We start from the raw sequence: 19,805 nt of genomic DNA, 5'->3' as shown, positions 1-19,805 counted from the left end.
AGTATTTGCAAGCATGAGCACCGGGGCAACCTCTCACGACCGAGGTGGTCATTGCCCTGCGACGAGACGTGTACTAGATGGTACACATCGAGTGAGACGACGACTCCAGTTTGGCAAGAGAGTTGGCGTGCCACCATCGCAGGCGGTCCGTCCTGGACGCATGCCAGGACCGAAGGATTTGCCGCATGTCGGGCACGAACGTGAAGAATGGCCGCCTTACGAAGATTTGGCTCGCCATATTGGGGACCGTCATCCTGCTGGCGGGGCTCGTCTTCACGATCGGCGGCGCCAAGCTCGCCACGCTCGGCGGCAGCCTTTATTTCGTCGTCGCAGGCATTGCCCTGCTCGCATCCGGCATCCTGATTGCGCGCCGCCGCCCTGCCGGTGCGCTCGTCTTCGGCGCCACGTTCCTGGTCACGATCGCCTGGGCGCTGTGGGAAGTCGGGTTCACCTATTGGCCGTTGATCTCCCGCCTGCTGGCGATGAGCGTCGGCGCGACGGTGGTCGCCGCGTCCTATCCGCTGCTCCGCATCGCCAGCGGCCGCCTGCCCGCATGGCGCCCCGCGCTTGGGGTCGCCGCCGTGCTCGCGCTCGCATCGGCCGGCGGCGCCGCGGCGATGTTCGTGCCGCATGCCACGGTCGCCTTCGCCGGCACCGAAAACCCGTTGATCCCGGTCGACGCGGCGCACGAACAAAAGAACTGGGAAGCGTACGGTAACACCACCGGCGGCAGCCGCTTCGTCGCGCTCGACCAGATCAACCGCGACACCGTCAAGAATTTGAAGGTCGCCTGGACCTATCACACCGGCGACATCGCGGTCAGCGACGGCAATGGCGCAGAGGACCAGGATACACCGCTTCAGGTCGGCGACACCGTCTTCATCTGCACGCCGCACAACAACGTCATCGCGCTCGACGCCGATACCGGGCGCGAAAAATGGAAGACGATCATCAACGCGCGCGCGTCGGTGTGGATGCGGTGCCGCGGCCTCGCCTATTTCGACGTCCACGCGCCGCTCCAGCAGCCGAACGTCCCCGGCGCCACGCCGGTCACCGCCGTCACCGTGCCCACCGGTGCCGTGTGCCAGCGCCGCATCCTGATGAACACGATCAACGCCGAACTGGTCGCGCTCGATGCCGACACCGGCAAGTTCTGCCCGGGCTTCGGCAACAACGGCAAGACCGATCTCAAGGCGGGCATGGGCGATGCACCCGATCCGAAATATCAGCTGACCTCGGCACCGACGCTCGCCGGCACGACGGTCATCGTCGGCGGCCGCGTGGCCGACAACGTCCAGACCGACATGCCGGGCGGCGTCATGCGCGGCTTCGACGTCATCACCGGCAAGCTCCGTTGGGCATTCGATCCGGGCAACCCGGCGATCACCGGCATGCCGCCCGCGGGCAAGACCTACACGCGCTCGACCCCCAATGTCTGGGCGGCGATGTCGTACGATCCGGCCTCCAACACCATCTTCATGCCGGTCGGCAGCGCCTCGGTCGATCTCTACGGCGTGACCCGCAGCGCGCTCGATCACACCTACGGCGCGTCGATGCTCGCGCTCGATGCGACGACCGGCCGCGACAAGTGGCATTTCCAGACCGTGCACAACGACCTGTGGGACTTCGACCTGCCGATGCAGCCGTCGTTCGTCGACTTCCCGGTCAACGGCCGCAAGGTGCCCGCGCTCGTGTTCGGCACCAAGGCCGGGCAGCTCTACGTGCTCGACCGCGCCACCGGCCGGCCGCTGACCAAAGTCGCCAACGTCCCCGTCAAGGCCGCCAATATCCCGAACGAACCCTATGCGCTTACCCAACCGCTGTCGGTCGGCATGCCGCAGATCGGCGCGGGCACGCTCGCCGAGGCGGACATGTGGGGCGCCACGCCGTTCGACCAGCTGCTGTGCCGCATCGCCTTCAAGGGGATGCGCTACGAAGGGCTCTACACCGCGCCCGGCACCGACAAGTCGCTCAGCTTTCCGGGTTCGCTCGGCGGCATGAACTGGGGCGGGCTGTCGACCGATCCGACCACCAACACGATCTTCGCCAACGACATGCGGCTCGGCCTGTGGGTACAGATGTTCCCGCAGACCCATGAGAAGCAGGCTCCCAATAAAACCGGGGCCAGCACCGGCGGCGAGGCGACCAATACCGGCATGGGCAGCGTCCCGCTCAAGGGCACGCCCTATTCGGTGATCAAGGACCGGTTCCTGTCCGCGCTCGGCGTGCCCTGCCAGGCGCCGCCCTACGGCACGCTGACCGCGATCGACATGACGACCCGCCAGATCAAGTGGCAGGTCCCGGTCGGCACGGTCCGCGATACCGGCCCGATGGGCATCCGCATGGGCCTGCCGATCCCGATCGGCCTGCCGACGCTGGGCGGTACATTGGCGACGCAGGGCGGGCTCGTCTTCATCGCCGGCACGCAGGATTACTATCTGCGCGCGTTCAACTCGGCGAACGGCCACGAAGCATGGAAGGCCCGCCTCCCGGTCGGCAGCCAGGGCGGACCGATGAGCTACAAGTCGCCCAGGACCGGCAAGCAATATGTCGTAATCACCGCCGGTGGCACGCGCCAGTCGCCCGACCGCGGCGACTATGTCATCGCCTACGCGCTGTAGTGGCCGTCGCAAGAATTGGGCTGGGGATCCGCCACATCCCCCGCCCCATCCGGGGCCTTGTCCGGCTAGCCAGCAGCGGCCTGTTGATTGCGATTGCGATCGGCGGCAGCGAAGCGCAGACACGGGATGCCGCCGTGCCCAAGGGCGCGGCCGTCGCCAAGCCGCTCGACGCGCCTCACCCGCGCGATACGCTGACCGGCGATTGGGGCGGCCTGCGCTCCGACCTAAAGGACGCAGGCGTCAGCGTGCGCGCCGATTACGTCTCCGAAACCTTCGGCGTGGTCCGCGGAGGCGTAAAGCGCGGCACCGCCTACACGCAGCAGATCCGGGCGGGCATGGACTTCGACCTCGATACTCTGGTCGGCTGGTCCGGCGCGCAGGTCCATGTCACGCTCAACGATCGTCGCGGGGTCGGCATCTCGTCCGACTATGTCGGCAATCGCCTGCCGATCCAGGAAGCCTATGGCGGCCAATATACCCGGCTAAGCGAACTCAGCTACGAACAGAATTTCGCGGACGGCAAGCTCAACCTGCGGCTCGGCTATTTCGCGATGGGAAACGATCTCGGCGGGATGGCGCTCGGCTGCAACTTCGTAAACGCGGCGTTCTGCGCGCATCCCTTGTCGCTGTCGGGCGATAGCGGTTGGTATAATTATCCGAATGCGCGCTGGGGTGGCGCGGTCCGCTACCGGGTGCGGCCGGACATCGCGCTACGCACTGGCGTGTACCAGGTGAACACCCGGCTCGGCGACGAGCGCAACGCTTTTCGCCCGTTTGCCGGCGGCACCAGTGGCGTCATCCTGCCGCTCGAAATCGAATATGATCCCGGCACGATCGCCGGCAGCCGCGTCATGCCGGGGCATTACAAGCTCGGCACCTATTACGACACGTCGCGCGTCGCCCGGCAGGGCGAGACCGGCACGATCCGCGGTCGCCACGGCCTCTATGTCCTCGCCGACCAGATGATCGTGCGTGACGGTAAGGGCGCCCGCGGCCTGTCGATCTTCGGCCAGTTCACCGCCAATCCGCAAGCCTCGGCGCAGATCACCCGCTGGTACGCCGCCGGCCTCGTCAAGACCGGCACCTTCGCGGGCCGCGACGCCGACACGCTCGCGCTGGGCGTCACGCACGCTATCGCGAACCCGCGCCTGCGCCACGCCGCCGTCGAAGCGACAGCTATCGAGGATAGCTACGCCTCGCTCCCCGCCGGCGAGACCGCGATCGAACTGAGCTACGGCATCCAGGCGCGCCGCTGGTTCAGCATCCGCCCCGACGTCCAGTACATCGTCGACCCCGGCGCGTTCGGCTTCCGCACCACCCGCAACGCGCTGGCGGTAGGGTCGCAGGTCAAGGTGCAGTTTTGATCGTCCCGCGCCTAGTCCGCATCCGCACGGCAATAGCGCGTGACCGTCTCGACCACCTGCGCGCGGCGTCGTGCCGCTGCCTCCGCGCTCTGCATGTCCGCCTTGAACAACGTCCCGAACGTGTAGCGGTTGGCCACATAATAAAAGGCGAGCGCGCTGATCGTCATGTGCAGGTCGACCGCATCGAGCCCCGGCCGGAAGCTGCCGTCGGCGACGCCGCGATCGAGCAGCCCCTGCGTCTTGGGCAGGATGAGTTCGTTGCGCCCCTCCGCGACCGAGCCGACATGCGGGCCGTGTCGCATGTTCTCGTCCATCACCAGCCGCACCAGTTCGGGATGCGCGAAATGATAGTCGAACGTCAGCGCGACCAGATGCTCGAGCGCCGCGATCGGCGCCATCGCGCCCAGCCCGGCATCCAGCTCGGCGGAACGGATGCCGCGATACGCCTCGGTCAGGACGGCGCGGTACAGACCGTCCTTGCTGCCGAAATGATAATAGAGCATTCGCTTCGATGTCGCGGTCGCCGCGGCGATCTCGTCGACGCGCGCACCGGCAAAGCCCTTGTCGGCGAAATGCGTCGTCGCGACCGCGATGATGTCGAGGCGGTTTCGTTCGGTAAAACTGTCCTGCACGCTCTACCTTTGGCCGCCCCGACCATGGTTGGCAATCGCGCCCGTACCGCGTCGGTTCGATCCGCCCGCCCCATTGAACGAGGTATCCTATCATGACCGCCAAGATTCAGATCGTCATCGTCGGCGGCGGCGCCGCAGGGCTCGAACTCGCGACCCGGCTCGGCGCGCGCTATGGCCGCAAGCGGCACGACATCATCGTCGTCGACCGTTACCGCACGCATATCTGGAAGCCGCTGCTGCACGAGGTCGCGACCGGCTCGCTCGACGCCAACATGGACGAGGTCGGCTATCGCAGCCACTGCCACCGCTGGGGCTACCGGTTCTTCTACGGCGCGCTCGCCGCGATCGATCGCACCGCGCGACAGGTCCATCTCGCGCCGGTCAACGACGAGGATGGCCGCGAAGTCATCGCCGCGCACAGCATCCGCTACGATTATCTGGTGCTCGCCTATGGCTCGGTCACCAACGATTTCGGCACGCCCGGCGTCGCCGAGAATTGCACCTTCCTCGACAGCCGCGCGCAGGCCGACCGGTTCCGCGATCGCCTGCTCGACCAGTGCCTCCGCGTGTCGCGTACCATGACCACCGATCCCGACAGCGACGCGCGCGTCCGCGTCGCGATCGTCGGCGGCGGCGCGACCGGCGTCGAACTCTCCGCTGAACTCTTCAACGCCGCCGCGGCCCTCGGCTATTACGGCCTCGAAGTGTTCGACGGCAGCCGCCTCGACGTGACGCTGATCGAAGCCGGTCCGCGCATCCTACCCGCGCTGCCCGAACGACTGGCGGCGGCGGCACAGCGCGAACTGGAAGTGCTCGGCGTGCGTGTCCTCACCAACACTCCCGTCACTGCCTCGGATCGCGAGGGCATGACCACCGGCAATGGGGACAGGATCGACGCCGATCTTCAGGTCTGGGCGGCGGGCGTGAAGGCGGCGGCGATCCCCGGCGGGCTCGACGGTCTCGAACTGTCGCGCAGCGGCCAGATCGTCGTCACGCCGACGCTCCAGACCGCGATCGACGACCGGGTCTTCGCGATGGGCGACTGCGCGTCGTGCCTGCTCCCCGGCCGCGATCGCCCCGTGCCGCCGCGCGCGCAGGCCGCGCACCAGATGGCATCGGCGGTGTTCGACAATCTCAACCGGATGATGGCCGGCAAGCCGCCGCGCGCCTTCGTCTACAAGGATCACGGCTCGCTGGTATCGCTCAGCCGCTTCTCGACGGTCGGCACGCTGATGGGCAATCTGGTCGGCGGCAAGCTCGCGATCGAAGGCCGCCTCGCGCGGTTCGTGTATCTGTCGCTGTACCGGATGCACCTGATCGCGATCCACGGCTGGCTGAAGGGCGCCGCGCTGATCGTCGTCGGCCACGTCAACAAGATCGTCCGACCAAGCCTCAAGCTGCACTGACGCAACTACCCCGGCGAAGGCCGGGGCCCAATTGGGGGACGGTTGAAACGAAGGACAAACCTTCGTCTTGACGATCTTGCCAATTGGGCCCCAGCTTTCGCCGGGGTGGCACTTAATGGTAGAGGACGAACGCCCGCAGGCCTTGTCCTCGCCCCGACCTACTGGTTGTTCTGCCGATGCAGGAAGCGCGGGATGTCGAGCGGATCCTGCGGAGCCGCCTCGCCGTCGTCCTTCGCCGCGCCGCGTGCCGCGTTCGACATGCGCTCGAACAGCGTGCCGCCGAGCTTCACACGTGGTGCAGCAGGAACCGCTTCTGGGGTAGCCTCGGCACCCGGAGCCAGCCACCGGCGACGCGCGCCACCTTCGTCGGCCGCCGGAGTCGGCACCGGGATAGCCGGCGCGATCGTCGCCCGCGCCGGTGGCACGACCGATGCCGAAGCCGGACGCGCGATTGGGCCGCGACCATAGGAGTCGTCGCCATAGGTGCGCGGCGCAGGGGCCGGCTGCGGTGCGGGCGCAACCGGAGCAGGCGCGGCCTGCGGCACGATCGTCTCAGCGCCGAGCACGAGTTCGTCATCCGACTTCGACGACGGCTCGACTTCGGATGATGCCGTCAGGTCGAGCGGCTCTTCATCAGCGTGCACGACCGGCGCAGGCGCGGCCGCGGCAGGCTCGCTCGGACGGAACGAGGTGTTCTCGTCGGTCTTGCGCGATCCGAAGCTGAACGAGCGGGTCGGCTCAGGCGCGACTTCCGGCGGGCGCGCATCGGCGTCGATCCCGGTCGCGACGACCGAGACGCGGATCTTGCCTTCCAGCTCCTGGTTGAACGCCGAACCCCAGATGATGTTCGCATCGGGATCGACCAGGTCGCGGATGTGATTCGCGGCTTCGTCGACCTCGAGCAGGCGCATGTCGTCGCCGCCGGTGATCGAGATGATGACACCCTTCGCGCCGCGCATGCTGACGCCTTCGAGCAGCGGGTTCGAGATCGCCTTCTGTGCAGCCTCGAGCGCGCGGTTGTCGCCGCTTGCCTCGCCGGTGCCCATCATCGCCTTGCCCATCTCCTGCATCACCGAGCGGACGTCGGCGAAATCGAGGTTGATGAGGCCCGGCATCACCATCAGATCGGTGATGCTGCGGACGCCCTGCTGGAGGACCTCGTCCGCCATCGTGAACGCTTCCTTGAAGGTCGTGTTCGCGTTGGCGATGAGGAACAGATTCTGGTTCGGGATGACGATCAGCGTGTCGACATACTTCTGCAGCTCGTCGATGCCGCCCTCGGCCGACTTGGCGCGACGGTTGCCCTCGAACGCGAACGGCTTGGTCACGACGCCGACCGTCAGGATGCCCATGTCGCGCGCCGCCTTGGCGATGACCGGCGCTGCGCCCGTACCCGTGCCGCCGCCCATGCCGGCGGTGATGAAGCACATGTGCGCGCCTTCGAGCATCTTGGCGAGCTGGTCGATCGTCTCTTCGGCGGCCGCGCGACCGATCTCGGGACGGCTACCGGCGCCGAGACCCTGCGTGATCTTGGTGCCGAGCTGGATCCGCTGCGGTGCGGTCGACTGCTTCAACGCCTGCGCGTCGGTGTTCGCCACGAGGAAGTCGACGCCCTGGACGTCGGCCCGCATCATGTTGGCGATCGCGTTGCCGCCCGCGCCGCCGACGCCGATCACCGCGATGCGGGGGGCCAGATCGTCCACTTCGGGACTAAGGAATTCGATGCTCATCGCCGTTCTCCGCACAACCCGGTAGATACGCTACGGCCGGGCCCCTGATTAATCTGTGTGCACCAACGTCACGGCCTGTTCCAGCCGAAATAACGCCAGCGCCCTCGAAACTCTTAATAATTCGCGCGTGCCGCCTGAATCAACTTGCGCATCATGCCCATACCCTTTGGCCGATGCACCGTCGTCCGCTGCGGCGCGAGCCCGCGAAGGTCGATCGGGTTGGTCGCCGCGTAGAAGGCCAACCCCGCTAGCGTCGCGAACGCCGGTCCGCCATGCGCTTCCGGCAGCGCGGTCAGACCACGGGGTCGACCGATCCGCACCGATCGCCCGAGCGCCTGTTGCGCATAATCGGCGATACCCTTCAGTTCGGCACCACCGCCGGTCAGCACGACCTGACGCCCGACCGGCCCCTCGAACTTCAGCTTGGTAAGCGCATTGCGCACCTCGCCCATCTGATGCTCCAGACGCTGGCGGATCACGCCGATCAGCTGCGCCTTGGTGATCTGAGCCCCCTCGCCCGCACCGTCCTCGGCGGAGATCGGCATGACCGGGATCATGTCGTGATTATCGCGGGGGCTGGCGTTGGCTGAGCCGTGAAAACACTTCATCCGCTCGGCATTCTGCCGCCGCGTACCGAATGCGCTGGCGATGTCGTCGGTAATGTCCTGCGCACCGATCGGGATCGAGGTCAGCCCGACCAGCATGCCCCCTGCGAACAGCGACACGTTGGTGATCCCCGCCCCCATCTCGACCAACGCAACGCCAAGCTCGCGCTCCTCGTCGCTGAGGCAAGCCAAGCCCGTCGCGACCGGCGAGGCAATGATCGATTTCACTTCGAGATGTGCGGACCGCACGCACAGGTCGAGGTTGCGCACCGGCGAACCGTCCGCCGCGACGACATGGATATGCACCCCGAGCCGATCGGCATGCAGACCGAGCGGCGTCTTCACCCCCGTCAGCCCGTCGAGCGTATAAAGCGCAGGCTGCGCGTGGAGCACCATGCGCCCCTGCGGATCGATCGAGTTGCGCCCGGCGGCAAGCAAGGCGTCGATATCCTGCTGCTCGACGCGGTGGCCGCCCAGTTCGAACTCGACCTCGGCGACGTCGGACACCAGCCCGCCGGCGGAGAAGCCGACCCAGACGTTCTCGATGTTGATCCCAGCGATCCGTTCGGCCTGCTCGACCGCCTCCCGCACTGCTGCCTCGGTCGTCGCCATGTCGGCGATATAGCCGCGCTTGACGCCCCGGCTCTCGCGCTGGCCGGTGCCGAGCACGATCAGCTCGCCTCCGTCCCCCTTCTGCGCGATCATCGCCGAAACCTTCGACGACCCGATATCGAGCGCCGTGATCAGCCCTTCCGGTGCCACCTTTGCCATGTCATCCCTCCCCGCCCGTTACGTTCGCGCCCGCCGTTTGCGACGGGGTCGTCGTCTCTGTAGTGCCCGTTGCCGGCACGCTCGCTGGCGCCGGCACGTCGACGCTGTGCGCCAGGCTCGCACCGGGCTTTCGCGCGACCAGCTTGGTCGGATCGCGCATGTCGAACCGGATCCAGCCGCGCCCCAGCAGCGGCCTTGCGCCGTCCAGCTCGGCGAACTTCACCAGCGCACGAGGCGCGCCGTCTTCCGGCAACGCCAACGTCTCGCCGCTCTCGAACGTCAGGTCCCAGCGGCGATTGCCGACCCACGTCGCCGCCTTCACGCGCGGTTTCAGCGCCGGCGCGGCGGCGAGCAACGTCTGGTACGACGCCTCCTGCCGATCCGCACCCGGCCCGATCACCAGCGGCAAATTCGGGATCGCATCCGGCTGGACCGGCTCGAGCAGCACACCCGACGAGTCGATCAGCGTCAGCTGGCCATTGTCCTGCCACACCGCGGCGGGTGTGCGCTCGACGATGTCGACCAGCATCGTGTTGGGCAGCCGTCGCGAGACATGCGCGTCCGCGATCCAGCCATAGCGCAGCAGTTTCTGCCGCACCGCCTCCAGGTCGACCGACAGCATCGACGTCTGGTTCTGCTTGTCCTCCAGCGCGACCGCATAGACCGACATCCGGTCCATCCGCTTGAGGCCCGTCACCTCGATCTGCTCGACCTTGAAGCCCGCGCGCCCGGCGCCCTCGGCCACCGCCGCGCCGATCATGCCGGGAATGCCGACCCACGTCGCCGCCGCGATCGCCATAGCCCCGCCCGCGCCGAGGATCGACCACGTCGCGATCTTCCGGAGCGTGTCCTCGCTGACTGGGAGCATCCCGACCAGCCGGTCCATCACCGACACCTTCTTGACCGCGACCTTCCGGCGCGGGGCGGGCCGCTTGGGCGGCGGACCGCGCTTGATCGTGCGGCTCATGGAGAAGGATGGTCCTGAAGCGCCTCGTCGACGATCGCCTGCACCAGCTCGGCATAGCTCATCCCGATATGCCGCGCCTGTTCGGGCACGAGGCTCAGCGGCGTCATCCCCGGCTGGGTATTCACCTCGAGAAGGAAAAGCCCGTCAACGCCGCGCTCGTCGTCCCACCGAAAATCGGACCGCGACGCGCCCTTGCAGCCGAGCAGCCGGTGCGCTTCGAGCGCGAGGCTCTTGCAGGCATCGGTGATCTCGTCGGGGATCTCTGCCGGGCAGACGTGCACCGTCATCCCGTCGGTGTATTTCGCGTCGTAATCGTACCAGCCGCTCTTCGGCTTCAACTCGGTCACGCCAAGTGCCTTGCCGCCGAGCACCGCGGTCGTCAGTTCACGCCCACGGATATAGGGCTCGGCGAGCAATTCCTCGAACTCGCCCCACGGCCCGACGCTGTCGCGCGCGATCGGGTTGCCGTAATTGCCGCTGTCGGTGACGATCGCCACGCCGACCGAGGATCCCTCGTTGACCGGCTTCAAAACATAAGGCCGCGCCATCGGATCGCTCTCGAACAAGTCCGCCGACTTGACGATCCGCCCACCTGGCATCGGCACGCCCGCGGGGACGAGCAACAGCTTGGTCAGCACCTTGTCGATCGCAATCACCGACGTCGCAAGACCCGAATGGGTGTAGCGGAGGCCCATCAGGTCGAGCAGCCCCTGCACCGACCCATCCTCGCCAGGTGTGCCGTGGAGCGCGTTGAACACGAGATCAGGCTTCGCCTCGGCGAGCTTGGCGGCAACATCCCGCCCCATATCGATCCGCGTAACCCGGTGCCCGAGCGACTCTAGCGCGTCGGCACAGCCATTGCCCGACATCAGCGAAACCTCACGCTCCGCCGACCAGCCGCCCATTAGCACCGCGATGTGAAGGACCACCGTCATGCCTCCCCTCCCGCATGCGGGAGGGGACCGAGGGGTGGGCGCCCGCCATCACCAGCCGCATCGCTGGTGGAAAGCGCGGGCGGTGCACTGCTTGGCTGCACCTCACCCCGCAGGGAAGAGGGAGCAGCGATGCCAACCCGCTGGATTTCCCATTCCAACGCCACCCCAGAATGCGCCTTCACCTTGTCGCGTACCTCTTCACCCAGCGCCTCGATCTCCGCGCTCGACGCGGACCCGAGGTTCAGCAGGAAATTGCAATGCTTCTCGCTGACCTGCGCGTCGCCGCGAGTCAGCCCCCGACACCCGGCCGCGTCGATCAACGCCCAAGCCTTGTGCCCATCGGGATTCTTGAACGTCGACCCGCCCGTCCGCGAACGGAGAGGCTGCGAAGCCTCGCGCTCGGCCGCGATCCGGTCCATCTCCGCACCGATCACGGCGGGCTCGCCGGGCGTGCCGGAGAATACTGCCTCGACGACCACCGCGCCGGCCGGGAGGTCCGAATGGCGGTAGGTGAAGCCGAGTTTCTCGGCGGGCCAAGTCTCGACTGAACCGTCGCGCGTTACCACGGTAGCCTCGATCAGAATATCGCTGACATCCCGTCCATAAGCGCCTGCGTTCATCCGCACTGCCCCGCCGACTGTTCCCGGAATCCCGCGCAAGAACTCAAGCCCGGCAATCCCAGCGTCCCGCGCAGCGCTGGCAACGGTAATACCCATCGCCCCCGCGCCCGCACGAACGCGACCGTCCTGCACCGAAACCTTAGCCATAGCTTTGGGAAGCCGCACGACGACCCCCGGCACGCCACCGTCCCGCACGATCAGGTTCGAGCCGACACCAACGGGTAGAACTGGAATCGAAGGATCGAGAGTCTTCAGCAACCCCGCCAGATCATCGACATCCGAAGGTCGCACCAGCCACTCCGCCGGGCCACCTGTACGAAACCAGATGAAGTCCGCCAGACTGCCATTAGCCGTCAGAGTACCACGCAGATCCTCCCCGGCACGGGGAGGGGGACCGCCAAAGGCGGTGGAGGGGGCGCCGCCAGAAGCGTTACGCTCGCGGACAGCCCCCTCCACCATGCTTTGCATGGTCCCCCTCCCCGTCCCGGGGAGGATTTGCGGCGCGCCACTCACGCCAGCACCTTCGCGCGCTCGGCCGCGATCGCGTCGGCGAGGCCAGCAGCCCATTTCGTGATGTCGCCAGCGCCGAGACACACGACCATGTCATCCGCCTCTATCGTTGCCGCCAACTCCACTGCGAGCGCATCAGCATCCGAGACCACACCCGCGAACCGGTGCCCGCGCCGCTTCAACCCCTCGACCAGAGCTGCCGCGTCGACGCCCTCCACAGGCGCCTCGCCGGCCGCGTAAACCGGCGTCACCAGCACCCGGTCCGCGTCGTTGAAGGCGGTCTGGAAATCCTCCATCAGATTGCCGAGACGCGAATACCGATGCGGCTGCACCACCGCGATCACGCGCCCCTTCACGCCCTCGCGCGCCGCCGCGAGCACGGCGCGGATCTCGACCGGATGATGGCCGTAATCGTCGATGATCGTGACACCAGCCACTTCGCCGACCTTGGTGAACCGCCGCTTCACGCCGCCGAACTTGGCAAACCCCTGCTGGATCGTCGCATCCGCGATCCCCAACTCCAGCGCCACGCCGATCGCCGCCAGCGCGTTCTGCACGTTGTGCCGACCCGGCATCGGCATCTCGATCCCCGCGATCGTCCGCGTCGCACCATCACGCTCGCGCACCACGCAATCAAAGCGGTTGCCGCCAGGGATCGGCGTGACCTCGACACCGCGCACGTCCGCCTGCGCCGAAAAACCGTACGTCACCACACGACGATCGCGCACCCGAGGGAGAATCCCCTGCACCTCCGGATGATCAAGGCACAGCAGCGCCGCGCCGTAAAAAGGCACGTTCTCGACGAACTCGACGAACGCATCCTTCACCGCATCGAACGAGCCGTAATGATCGAGATGCTCGGGATCGATGTTGGTGACGACCGCGATCGTCCCGTCGAGCCGCAGGAAACTGCCGTCGCTCTCATCCGCTTCCACGACCATCCAGTCGCTCGCGCCCAATCGCGCGTTCGAGCCGTACGAGTTGATGATCCCGCCATTGATGACCGTCGGATCGACCCCGCCCGCATCGAGCAAAGCCGCCACCATCGACGTCGTCGTGGTTTTCCCATGCGTGCCGGCCACGGCGACGGTCGACTTCAACCGCATCAGCTCAGCGAGCATTTCCGCCCGCCGCACGACGGGCACGCGGGCGTTCAGCGCCGCCTCAACCTCCGGGTTCGAGCGCACGATCGCGGTCGAGACGACCACCACCGCGGCGTCGCCGATGTTCGACGCGGCATGGCCGATCGCGACCGGAATGCCCTTGTCGCGCAACCCCTGCACGACATAGCCCTCTGCCACGTCCGACCCCTGCACGCGGTAGCCGAGGTTCTTCATCACCTCGGCGATGCCCGACATGCCGATCCCGCCGATGCCGACGAAATGGATCGTGCCGATATCCGTTGCGACGCCCTTCATGCGAACTGCGCCTTGGGCTTCGAGGGCGCACCGACCGGAATGCGCGACAATGGCGCATCGAGGCTCTCGACCAGATCGGCCAGATCGCTCGCCGCGTTCGGCCGCCCGCAACTCCGCGCACGCCCTGCCGCATTCTGCAACGCCGCCGGATCGAGCCCGAGTTTCTGCATCTGCTTGGCCAGTTCCACTGCGGTAAAATCTCCCTGCGCGATCGTCCGCGCGCCGCCGGCCTTCGTGATTTCGCGCGCGTTCACCGTCTGGTGATCGTCGGTCGCACTCGGCAGAGGCACAAGAATCGCCGGGCGCCCCGCCGCGGTCAGCTCCGAAATCGTCGATGCCCCCGCGCGTGCGATCACCAGGTGCGCCCACGCCAGCTGCTCGGGCATATCCGGCAGGTACGTCGCCAGCTCGGCGGGAATATGATGCTCGGCATATTTAGCACGCACCGCGTCAATATCCTCGATCCGCGCCTGGTGCGTCACCTGCAACCGCCGCCGGAACGTCACCGGCAGCATCGCCAGACCGTCGGGCACGACTTGGCTCAGGATGCTCGCCCCCTGACTGCCGCCGGTCACAAGCACACGGAAGATCCCGTCCTCCTCCAGCAACGGATACGGCCGCGCGCGCAGCGCCAGCACCGCCTCGCGCACGGGATTGCCGACCAGATGCGCCTTGCCCAGCAGCTTCGGCGCGAGGCGCTCGGTCGGCTCGGACGAGGTCGCGATCGCGTCCACGCGCCCCGCGACGAACCGGTTCACGCGCCCCAGCACCGCGTTCTGCTCATGCACCGCAGTCGGGATCTTGTCCGCGAACGCCGCCAGCAACGCCGGTAGCGCAGGATAGCCACCGAAGCCGATCACGGCGGCGGGCTTGAACGTCCGGTACAGCTCGCGCGCCATCGCCCGCCCGCGCCACATCTCCCGCGTGGCCCGAGCCCAACCGAGCGGTCCACCGGTAAAGCGTCCCGCCGGCAAGACATGCGTCTGGATATCCTCGAACAACCCCGGAAAGCGCACGCCGCGCGCATCGCTGACCAGCGCGACGCGGTGGCCGCGCTTGGTCAGTTCGACTGCGAGCGCCGCTGCCGGGACCATGTGTCCCCCGGTCCCACCGGCTGCGAGGACGTAATGCTTACTCATTCACCACTCCAGCGGACGACATAGGGGCTCCGCGTGAGAAACGGATTGCGCCGGGTAAACGCCAGCAGCAACCCCATGCCGACCGACAAAGCGATCATCGACGACCCGCCATAGCTGATGAACGGCAGCGTCATGCCCTTCGACGGCGCGAGGCCGGTGTTCACCGCCATGCTGACCAGCGCCTGCGCGCCGAACTGCGTGGCGAGGCCCGCGGAGGCCAGCAGCTTGAATTCGTCCTGCTCGTCCAGCAGCTTGACGAACACGCGCACCACGATCGCGAGGAAGATCACCGCGATCACCGAGCACGCGATCAACCCGAATTCCTCGCCGATCACCGAGAAGATATAGTCGGTATGCGCCTCGGGCAGCCCGAACTTCGCCGCACCAGCGCCGGGACCGGTTCCGGTCCAGCCACCCGCGGTCAGCGTGTTATGTGCCGCGTTGGTCTGGAAATGGTCGCCCGCGCCCTCGCCCTCGACGCCCGGAAACAAGAACGCATCGATCCGCGACCGCGCCACGCCATAGAAGACATAGGCGGCAATCAGGCCCGCCGGCGCCATCGCGACGAGGCCGAGCATCACCTTGGCCGGCGTCCCCGCGATCATCAGCAGCGCCATCCAGACCGAGCAGAAGATGATCGTCTGGCCGAAATCGGGTTGCAGCATCAGCAGCACCGCGACGCCCGCAGTCATCGCGCCGGTGATCAGCACGGTCGGCAGCTCGGCATCCTTCGCGCGCAACGACAGCAGCCACGCGACCGTGACGATGAACAGCGGCTTCAGGAACTCCGAAGGCTGGAACTGCGCGAATCCAACGCCGAGCCAGCGCCGTGCACCGTTCGCCTCGACCCCGATGAATGGCGTCACCATCAGCATCAGCACGAACAGCGCGCACCCGCCGATCGCCATCCGCCGCGCCATCGACACCGGCATCATCGACACGCCGAACAGCACCGGCAGCGACACGCCGACCCACATCAGCTGCCGCCAGAAATAGTAGAGCGGCGCGATCTTGTGATGCTCGCCCGAATAGCGGACCGCGCTCGCTGGCGACGCCGCCGCCACCGCGATCAGCCCGATCGCGATCAGGAACAGCGTCAGCAGCAGCAGCATCCGGTCGATATCCCAGAACCACGTGCCGAGCGGCGACTGATCGCCCCGCCCGCCGCGCCGCTTCATCTTCGCGACGATCCCGTTCTTCTGTCCGGACACACCCATATCCATGGTCCCAGCGCGCATATCGGTCATGCCAGCGACTCCACCGCAGCGCGGAACGCCGCCCCGCGTGCTTCGTAATCGCTAAACTGGTCGAAGCTAGCACAAGCGGGGGATAACAACACCGTGTCGCCGGGACGCGCGTTGGCGGCGGCGCTGCGGACGGCGGCGTCGAGCGTGCCGACGTTATCTACGGGCATCGAGTCTTTCAGGATTTCGGCAAAATTTGGGCCAGCCTCGCCGATCGTGTAGGCGTGGACGACGTGGCCGAAGGCAGGCTTGCAGGCGTCGAGGTCGTCGCCCTTCGCGCGCCCACCGACGATCCAGTGGACCCTGTCGAACGCGGCGAGCGCCGGCGCTGTGCTCTCGGGATTGGTCGCCTTGCTGTCGTCGACATAGGCAACGCCGCCGTACGAGGCGATCTGCTCCATGCGGTGCGGCAGGCCCGTGAAACTCACGAGGCCACGGTCGATATCGACCTCACTCACACCCAGCGCCTTGACCACGGCGATCGCGGCGAGTGCGTTCTGGGCGTTGTGCGGGCCCTGGAGCGTCGGCCAGCTGCTCTGATCCATGCACACGCCCGGGGCGATCTTGGTGAGGTGCTCGCCCTTCGTCGACAGCCCGCGCGCGATCTCGGCGGAGGGTGCGTCGCCGATGCCGATTACCGCGTCATGCTCGGCCGACTGCATCGCGAACAGCCTCGCCTTCGAGGCGGCATAGCCTTCGAAGCCGTCATAGCGATCGAGATGATCCGGCGTGATGTTGAGCAGCACCGCGACGTCGCAATCGAGCGTCTGCGTCAGGTCGATCTGGTAGCTCGACAGTTCAAGCACGTAGACGCCGCCCTCGGGGAGCGCTTCCTGTTCGAGGATCGGCAGGCCGATATTGCCGCCCATCAGCGTGGGTATGCCGGCGGTCTTGAGGATGTGGTGGACGAGCGCGGTGGTGGTGGACTTGCCGTTGGTGCCGGTGATGCCGACGACCTTGTGCGGGGGGAGGTCGGCTCGGGCTTGGGCGAAGAGTTCGATGTCGCCGATGACGGGCACGCCAGCCGCGCGCGCAGCGGCGGCGAGCGGGTGCGTGTTCAGAGGCACTCCCGGCGATACGACAAGCGCGTCGAAGCCCGAGAGATCATCGAGCGGCGCGACTTCAAAAAGCCCTCTCCCCTCCGGGGAGAGGGTTGGGTGAGGGGCTGTTCCAGACGCAACACTGCTGGGCTGCCCCTCACCCCGCCCCTCTCCCCGGAGGGGAGAGGGAGTGAAGACATCACGCTTCACCTCGTCGGAGTCCCACGCAACGACCTGCGCTCCGCCAGCAACCAACGCCCGCACAGTCGCAGCCCCAGACCGCGCCAACCCCAGCACCGCATAGCGTTTCCCGCGCCAGGCCTTCGCAACAATCACCGCAGCTTCAACGTCGAAAGGCCGACCAGCGCCAGCACCAGCGCGATGATCCAGAAGCGGATCACGACAGTCGCCTCGGCCCAGCCGAGCTGTTCGAAATGATGGTGGATCGGCGCCATCCGGAACACGCGCTTGCCGGTGCGCTTGTAGAAGAACACCTGAATGATCACCGACAGCGCCTCGATCACGAACAGCCCGCCGATGATCCCCAGCACGATCTCGTGATGCGCGACGACCGCGATCGTCCCCAGCGCGCCGCCCAAAGCCAGCGAACCGGTATCGCCCATGAACACGGCCGCCGGCGGCGCATTGAACCACAGGAATGCGAGCCCTGCCCCAACGATAGCCCCGCAGAAGATCGCAAGTTCACCCGCGCGAGGAACGTGCGGGATACCGAGATAGTCCGCGAACTTCACGTTCCCGACCAGATACACGATGACCATGAACGCGACGCTGGCGATGATCACCGGCATCGTCGCCAGCCCGTCGAGCCCATCGGTGAGGTTCACCGCATTGCCGAACGACACGATCGTGAACGCCGCGAACACCGGGAAGAACCAGCCGAGATCCAGATACATGCGCGATGTGAACGGCAGATACAGATGCGGCCCGTTCTGCGACATGATGATCGTCGCGGCGATCCCGGCGATCGCGAACTCCAGCAGCAGCCGCGTGCGGCCGCTGATCCCCGCCGTGCTGGCTTTGCGCACCTTGTCGTAATCATCGAGGAACCCGATCGTCCCGAAGCCGAGCGTCACAAACACGCATGCCCAGACATACGGATTGCTCAGGTCCATCCACAGGAAGATCGCGAGGCACATCGAGGTGAGGATCATCAGCCCACCCATCGTCGGCGTGCCGCGCTTCGACAGATGCGATTGCGGGCCGTCGGCACGGATCGGCTGGCCCTTGCCCTGCCGCACGCGCAACCATCCGATGAACTTCGGCCCGATGATCAGGCCGATGATCAGCGCGGTCGCGACCGCGCCGCCGGTCCGAACCGTCTGATACCGGATGAGGTTCAGCAGGCCGGGAAACCCCAGATGCTCGGCGAGCCAGTACAACATTCAGTTAATCCCGCCTTTGAGGCCAGCCTGGAGACCCGCTACGACGCGAGCGAGGCCCACCCCGTTCGATCCCTTGACGAGCACGACATCGCCCGGCGCCAGGATCGTCCGTAACGACGCGAGCGCGGCCGCAGCGTCGCCCACATGGACGGTTTCGATCTGTCCCTCAAGCACCTGCGCTAGCGGTCGCATCGCTTCACCGACGAGCAGCGCCATTTCGACGCGCGCGGCGAGAATGGGTTCGGCGAGGCCGGCGTGATAGTCGTCGGAGCCCTCGCCCAGTTCGCGCATCTCGCCGAGCACCGCGATGTGCCGGCCCGGCTCGTGGCCCAGCACGCTGAGCGTAGCACGCATCGACGCGGGGTTGGCGTTATAGCTCTCGTCGATCACCACCGCCTGCCCGTAGCCAACCTCGACGAGCGACCGCGCACCGCGACCTTGCAGGCCATCAAGTTCGGCCAGCGCGAGTCCAGCCAGCCCGAGATCACCCTCGGCCGCTTGCACGCACGCGAGCACGCCGAGCGCATTCGACACCCAATGCGCGCCCGGCTGCGCGATCGTGAAGCTCAGCTCATGCTCGACCCCCTGCCCCATCCGCGCGGTGACGAACGTCCCGCCGGTCGGCAGCCGCATCGCCTCGATCGCGCGGACATCGGCGCCTTTCTCGCTGCCGAACGTGATGATGTGCGCGGCATACGGCGCGGCGTGGCCGAGCAGCCGATCGCGGTGGGGGCTGTCATAGGGGACGATCGCGGTTCCGTCCGGTTCGAGCCCGGCAAAGATCTCACCCTTGGCATCCGCGATCGCGCTCTCGTCGGGAAAGAACGCGGTATGCGCAGGCGCGATCGCAGTGATCATCGCGATGTGCGGCCGGACGAGCCGGGTCAGCCCGGCAAGCTCACCGGCGTGGTTCATCCCCATCTCGAACACGCCGAACTTCGCGTCGCGCGGCATCCGGGCGAGGCTCAGCGGCACGCCGGTATGGTTGTTGTAGCTCTTGACCGAGCGGTGCACCTCGCCGGGCGCCCCGCGGTCCAGGCAGGCGAACAAAGCCTCCTTCGCGCTGGTCTTCCCAACCGACCCGGTGACACCGATGATCTTGGCGGACGAGCGTGCACGGCTAGCGTCGCCAAGCGCGTTTAATGCGGCAAAACTGTCCGCCACGAGCACGTGCGGATGGTCGCAAGGCTCGGACACGATCGCCCCCGCCGCGCCCTGTGCGAAGGCCTGATCGAGGAACAGGTGCCCGTCGCTGGCCTCGCCCCTCATCGCCACGAACAAATCGCCGGGGCCGACTTCGCGCGAGTCGAACGCGACGCCGCTGACGGAGAAGTCACCAGACGCCACACCACCGGTAGCCGCTGCAATCTCAGCTGAAGTCCACAAGCTCACTGCTCCCC

15 protein-coding genes are annotated in these 19,805 nt (G+C 66.9%); 3 read left to right on the top strand and 12 right to left on the bottom strand.

Annotation, left to right across the window (positions count from 1 at the left end; all coding sequences use genetic code 11):
- Positions 1 to 185: 185 nt before the first annotated feature.
- Complete coding sequence (locus AC3D24_RS19290) at positions 186 to 2,621, top strand: membrane-bound PQQ-dependent dehydrogenase, glucose/quinate/shikimate family (protein WP_489032659.1); 2,436 nt, start codon at positions 186 to 188, stop codon at positions 2,619 to 2,621.
- 83 nt (positions 2,622 to 2,704) lie between these two features.
- Positions 2,705 to 3,985, top strand: a complete 1,281-nt coding sequence (locus AC3D24_RS19285; RefSeq protein WP_489032658.1) for a carbohydrate porin — start codon at positions 2,705 to 2,707, stop codon at positions 3,983 to 3,985.
- An 11-nt stretch (positions 3,986 to 3,996) separates the two neighbouring features.
- Here the strand turns inward: AC3D24_RS19285 and AC3D24_RS19280 are convergent, their stop codons facing one another.
- Positions 3,997 to 4,617 (bottom strand): TetR family transcriptional regulator, encoded by a 621-nt coding sequence (locus tag AC3D24_RS19280; protein ID WP_489032657.1) that lies wholly within the window; start codon positions 4,615 to 4,617, stop codon positions 3,997 to 3,999.
- A gap of 92 nt (positions 4,618 to 4,709) precedes the next feature.
- On the opposite strand from AC3D24_RS19280, the gene AC3D24_RS19275 reads away from it, so the two are divergent.
- The gene (locus tag AC3D24_RS19275) at positions 4,710 to 6,023 is read left to right on the top strand and encodes an NAD(P)/FAD-dependent oxidoreductase (RefSeq protein ID WP_489032656.1); all 1,314 of its coding nucleotides are present in this window, start codon (positions 4,710 to 4,712) and stop codon (positions 6,021 to 6,023) included.
- Between the two features lie 158 nt (positions 6,024 to 6,181).
- On the opposite strand, the gene ftsZ is transcribed toward AC3D24_RS19275, so the two are convergent.
- The 11 genes from ftsZ to AC3D24_RS19220 all read right to left on the bottom strand — a co-directional run bounded on the left by ftsZ (position 6,182) and on the right by AC3D24_RS19220 (position 19,797).
- Entirely contained in the window at positions 6,182 to 7,753 is a 1,572-nt protein-coding gene (gene ftsZ / locus AC3D24_RS19270) for a cell division protein FtsZ (protein WP_489032655.1), read from the bottom strand.
- A 113-nt stretch (positions 7,754 to 7,866) separates the two neighbouring features.
- Positions 7,867 to 9,129 (bottom strand): cell division protein FtsA, encoded by a 1,263-nt coding sequence (ftsA, locus tag AC3D24_RS19265; RefSeq protein ID WP_056051322.1) that lies wholly within the window; start codon positions 9,127 to 9,129, stop codon positions 7,867 to 7,869.
- A gap of 1 nt (position 9,130) precedes the next feature.
- Positions 9,131 to 10,096 carry a cell division protein FtsQ/DivIB gene (locus AC3D24_RS19260; RefSeq protein ID WP_489032654.1) on the bottom strand — a complete coding sequence of 322 codons (966 nt, stop codon included), beginning with the start codon at positions 10,094 to 10,096 and terminating at the stop codon, positions 9,131 to 9,133.
- The gene (locus tag AC3D24_RS19255; RefSeq protein ID WP_489032653.1) at positions 10,093 to 11,031 is read right to left on the bottom strand and encodes a D-alanine--D-alanine ligase; all 939 of its coding nucleotides are present in this window, start codon (positions 11,029 to 11,031) and stop codon (positions 10,093 to 10,095) included. Before AC3D24_RS19255 ends, AC3D24_RS19260 begins: the two co-directional genes overlap by 4 nt.
- Complete coding sequence (murB, locus tag AC3D24_RS19250) at positions 11,028 to 12,119, bottom strand: UDP-N-acetylmuramate dehydrogenase (protein WP_489032652.1); 1,092 nt, start codon at positions 12,117 to 12,119, stop codon at positions 11,028 to 11,030. The genes AC3D24_RS19255 and murB overlap by 4 nt, the downstream gene beginning before the upstream one ends.
- Before the next feature lie 41 nt (positions 12,120 to 12,160).
- Positions 12,161 to 13,579, bottom strand: coding sequence for a UDP-N-acetylmuramate--L-alanine ligase (gene murC / locus AC3D24_RS19245; RefSeq protein ID WP_489032651.1), 1,419 nt, complete (start codon positions 13,577 to 13,579; stop codon positions 12,161 to 12,163).
- Positions 13,576 to 14,718, bottom strand: a complete 1,143-nt coding sequence (murG, locus tag AC3D24_RS19240; RefSeq protein ID WP_489032650.1) for an undecaprenyldiphospho-muramoylpentapeptide beta-N-acetylglucosaminyltransferase — start codon at positions 14,716 to 14,718, stop codon at positions 13,576 to 13,578. The genes murC and murG overlap by 4 nt, the downstream gene beginning before the upstream one ends.
- Positions 14,715 to 15,896 carry an FtsW/RodA/SpoVE family cell cycle protein gene (locus AC3D24_RS19235; protein ID WP_060526809.1) on the bottom strand — a complete coding sequence of 394 codons (1,182 nt, stop codon included), beginning with the start codon at positions 15,894 to 15,896 and terminating at the stop codon, positions 14,715 to 14,717. Before AC3D24_RS19235 ends, murG begins: the two co-directional genes overlap by 4 nt.
- A gap of 65 nt (positions 15,897 to 15,961) precedes the next feature.
- A complete protein-coding gene (gene murD / locus AC3D24_RS19230) occupies positions 15,962 to 17,338 on the bottom strand; it encodes a UDP-N-acetylmuramoyl-L-alanine--D-glutamate ligase (RefSeq protein WP_489032649.1) in 1,377 nt (458 codons plus the stop codon).
- Positions 17,335 to 18,405, bottom strand: a complete 1,071-nt coding sequence (gene mraY / locus AC3D24_RS19225; protein WP_056486650.1) for a phospho-N-acetylmuramoyl-pentapeptide-transferase — start codon at positions 18,403 to 18,405, stop codon at positions 17,335 to 17,337. Before mraY ends, murD begins: the two co-directional genes overlap by 4 nt.
- Positions 18,406 to 19,797: a UDP-N-acetylmuramoyl-tripeptide--D-alanyl-D-alanine ligase gene (locus AC3D24_RS19220; RefSeq protein ID WP_489032648.1), complete on the bottom strand. Its 1,392-nt coding sequence runs from the start codon at positions 19,795 to 19,797 to the stop codon at positions 18,406 to 18,408. It lies immediately after the preceding gene.
- Positions 19,798 to 19,805 lie beyond the last annotated feature (8 nt).

It is taken from the genome of Sphingomonas sp. SL1004 (assembly GCF_057815015.1).
The sequence above is the reverse complement of the archived record's forward strand: the minus strand, read 5'-3'. Positions and strand labels throughout refer to the sequence as shown.

Bases quoted from the DNA above. Each gene is read 5' to 3' on its own strand.
- AC3D24_RS19235 (WP_060526809.1), bottom strand. From the start codon at position 15,896: ATGAAGCGGCGCGGCGGGCGGGGCGATCAGTCGCCGCTCGGCACGTGG.
- murC (WP_489032651.1), bottom strand. From the start codon at position 13,579: ATGAAGGGCGTCGCAACGGATATCGGCACGATCCATTTCGTCGGCATC.
- AC3D24_RS19260 (WP_489032654.1), bottom strand. From the start codon at position 10,096: ATGAGCCGCACGATCAAGCGCGGTCCGCCGCCCAAGCGGCCCGCCCCG.
- murG (WP_489032650.1), bottom strand. From the start codon at position 14,718: ATGAGTAAGCATTACGTCCTCGCAGCCGGTGGGACCGGGGGACACATG.
- ftsZ (WP_489032655.1), bottom strand. From the start codon at position 7,753: ATGAGCATCGAATTCCTTAGTCCCGAAGTGGACGATCTGGCCCCCCGC.
- mraY (WP_056486650.1), bottom strand. From the start codon at position 18,405: ATGTTGTACTGGCTCGCCGAGCATCTGGGGTTTCCCGGCCTGCTGAAC.
- AC3D24_RS19290 (WP_489032659.1), top strand. From the start codon at position 186: ATGTCGGGCACGAACGTGAAGAATGGCCGCCTTACGAAGATTTGGCTC.
- AC3D24_RS19275 (WP_489032656.1), top strand. From the start codon at position 4,710: ATGACCGCCAAGATTCAGATCGTCATCGTCGGCGGCGGCGCCGCAGGG.
- AC3D24_RS19255 (WP_489032653.1), bottom strand. From the start codon at position 11,031: ATGACGGTGGTCCTTCACATCGCGGTGCTAATGGGCGGCTGGTCGGCG.
- ftsA (WP_056051322.1), bottom strand. From the start codon at position 9,129: ATGGCAAAGGTGGCACCGGAAGGGCTGATCACGGCGCTCGATATCGGG.
- murB (WP_489032652.1), bottom strand. From the start codon at position 12,119: ATGCAAAGCATGGTGGAGGGGGCTGTCCGCGAGCGTAACGCTTCTGGC.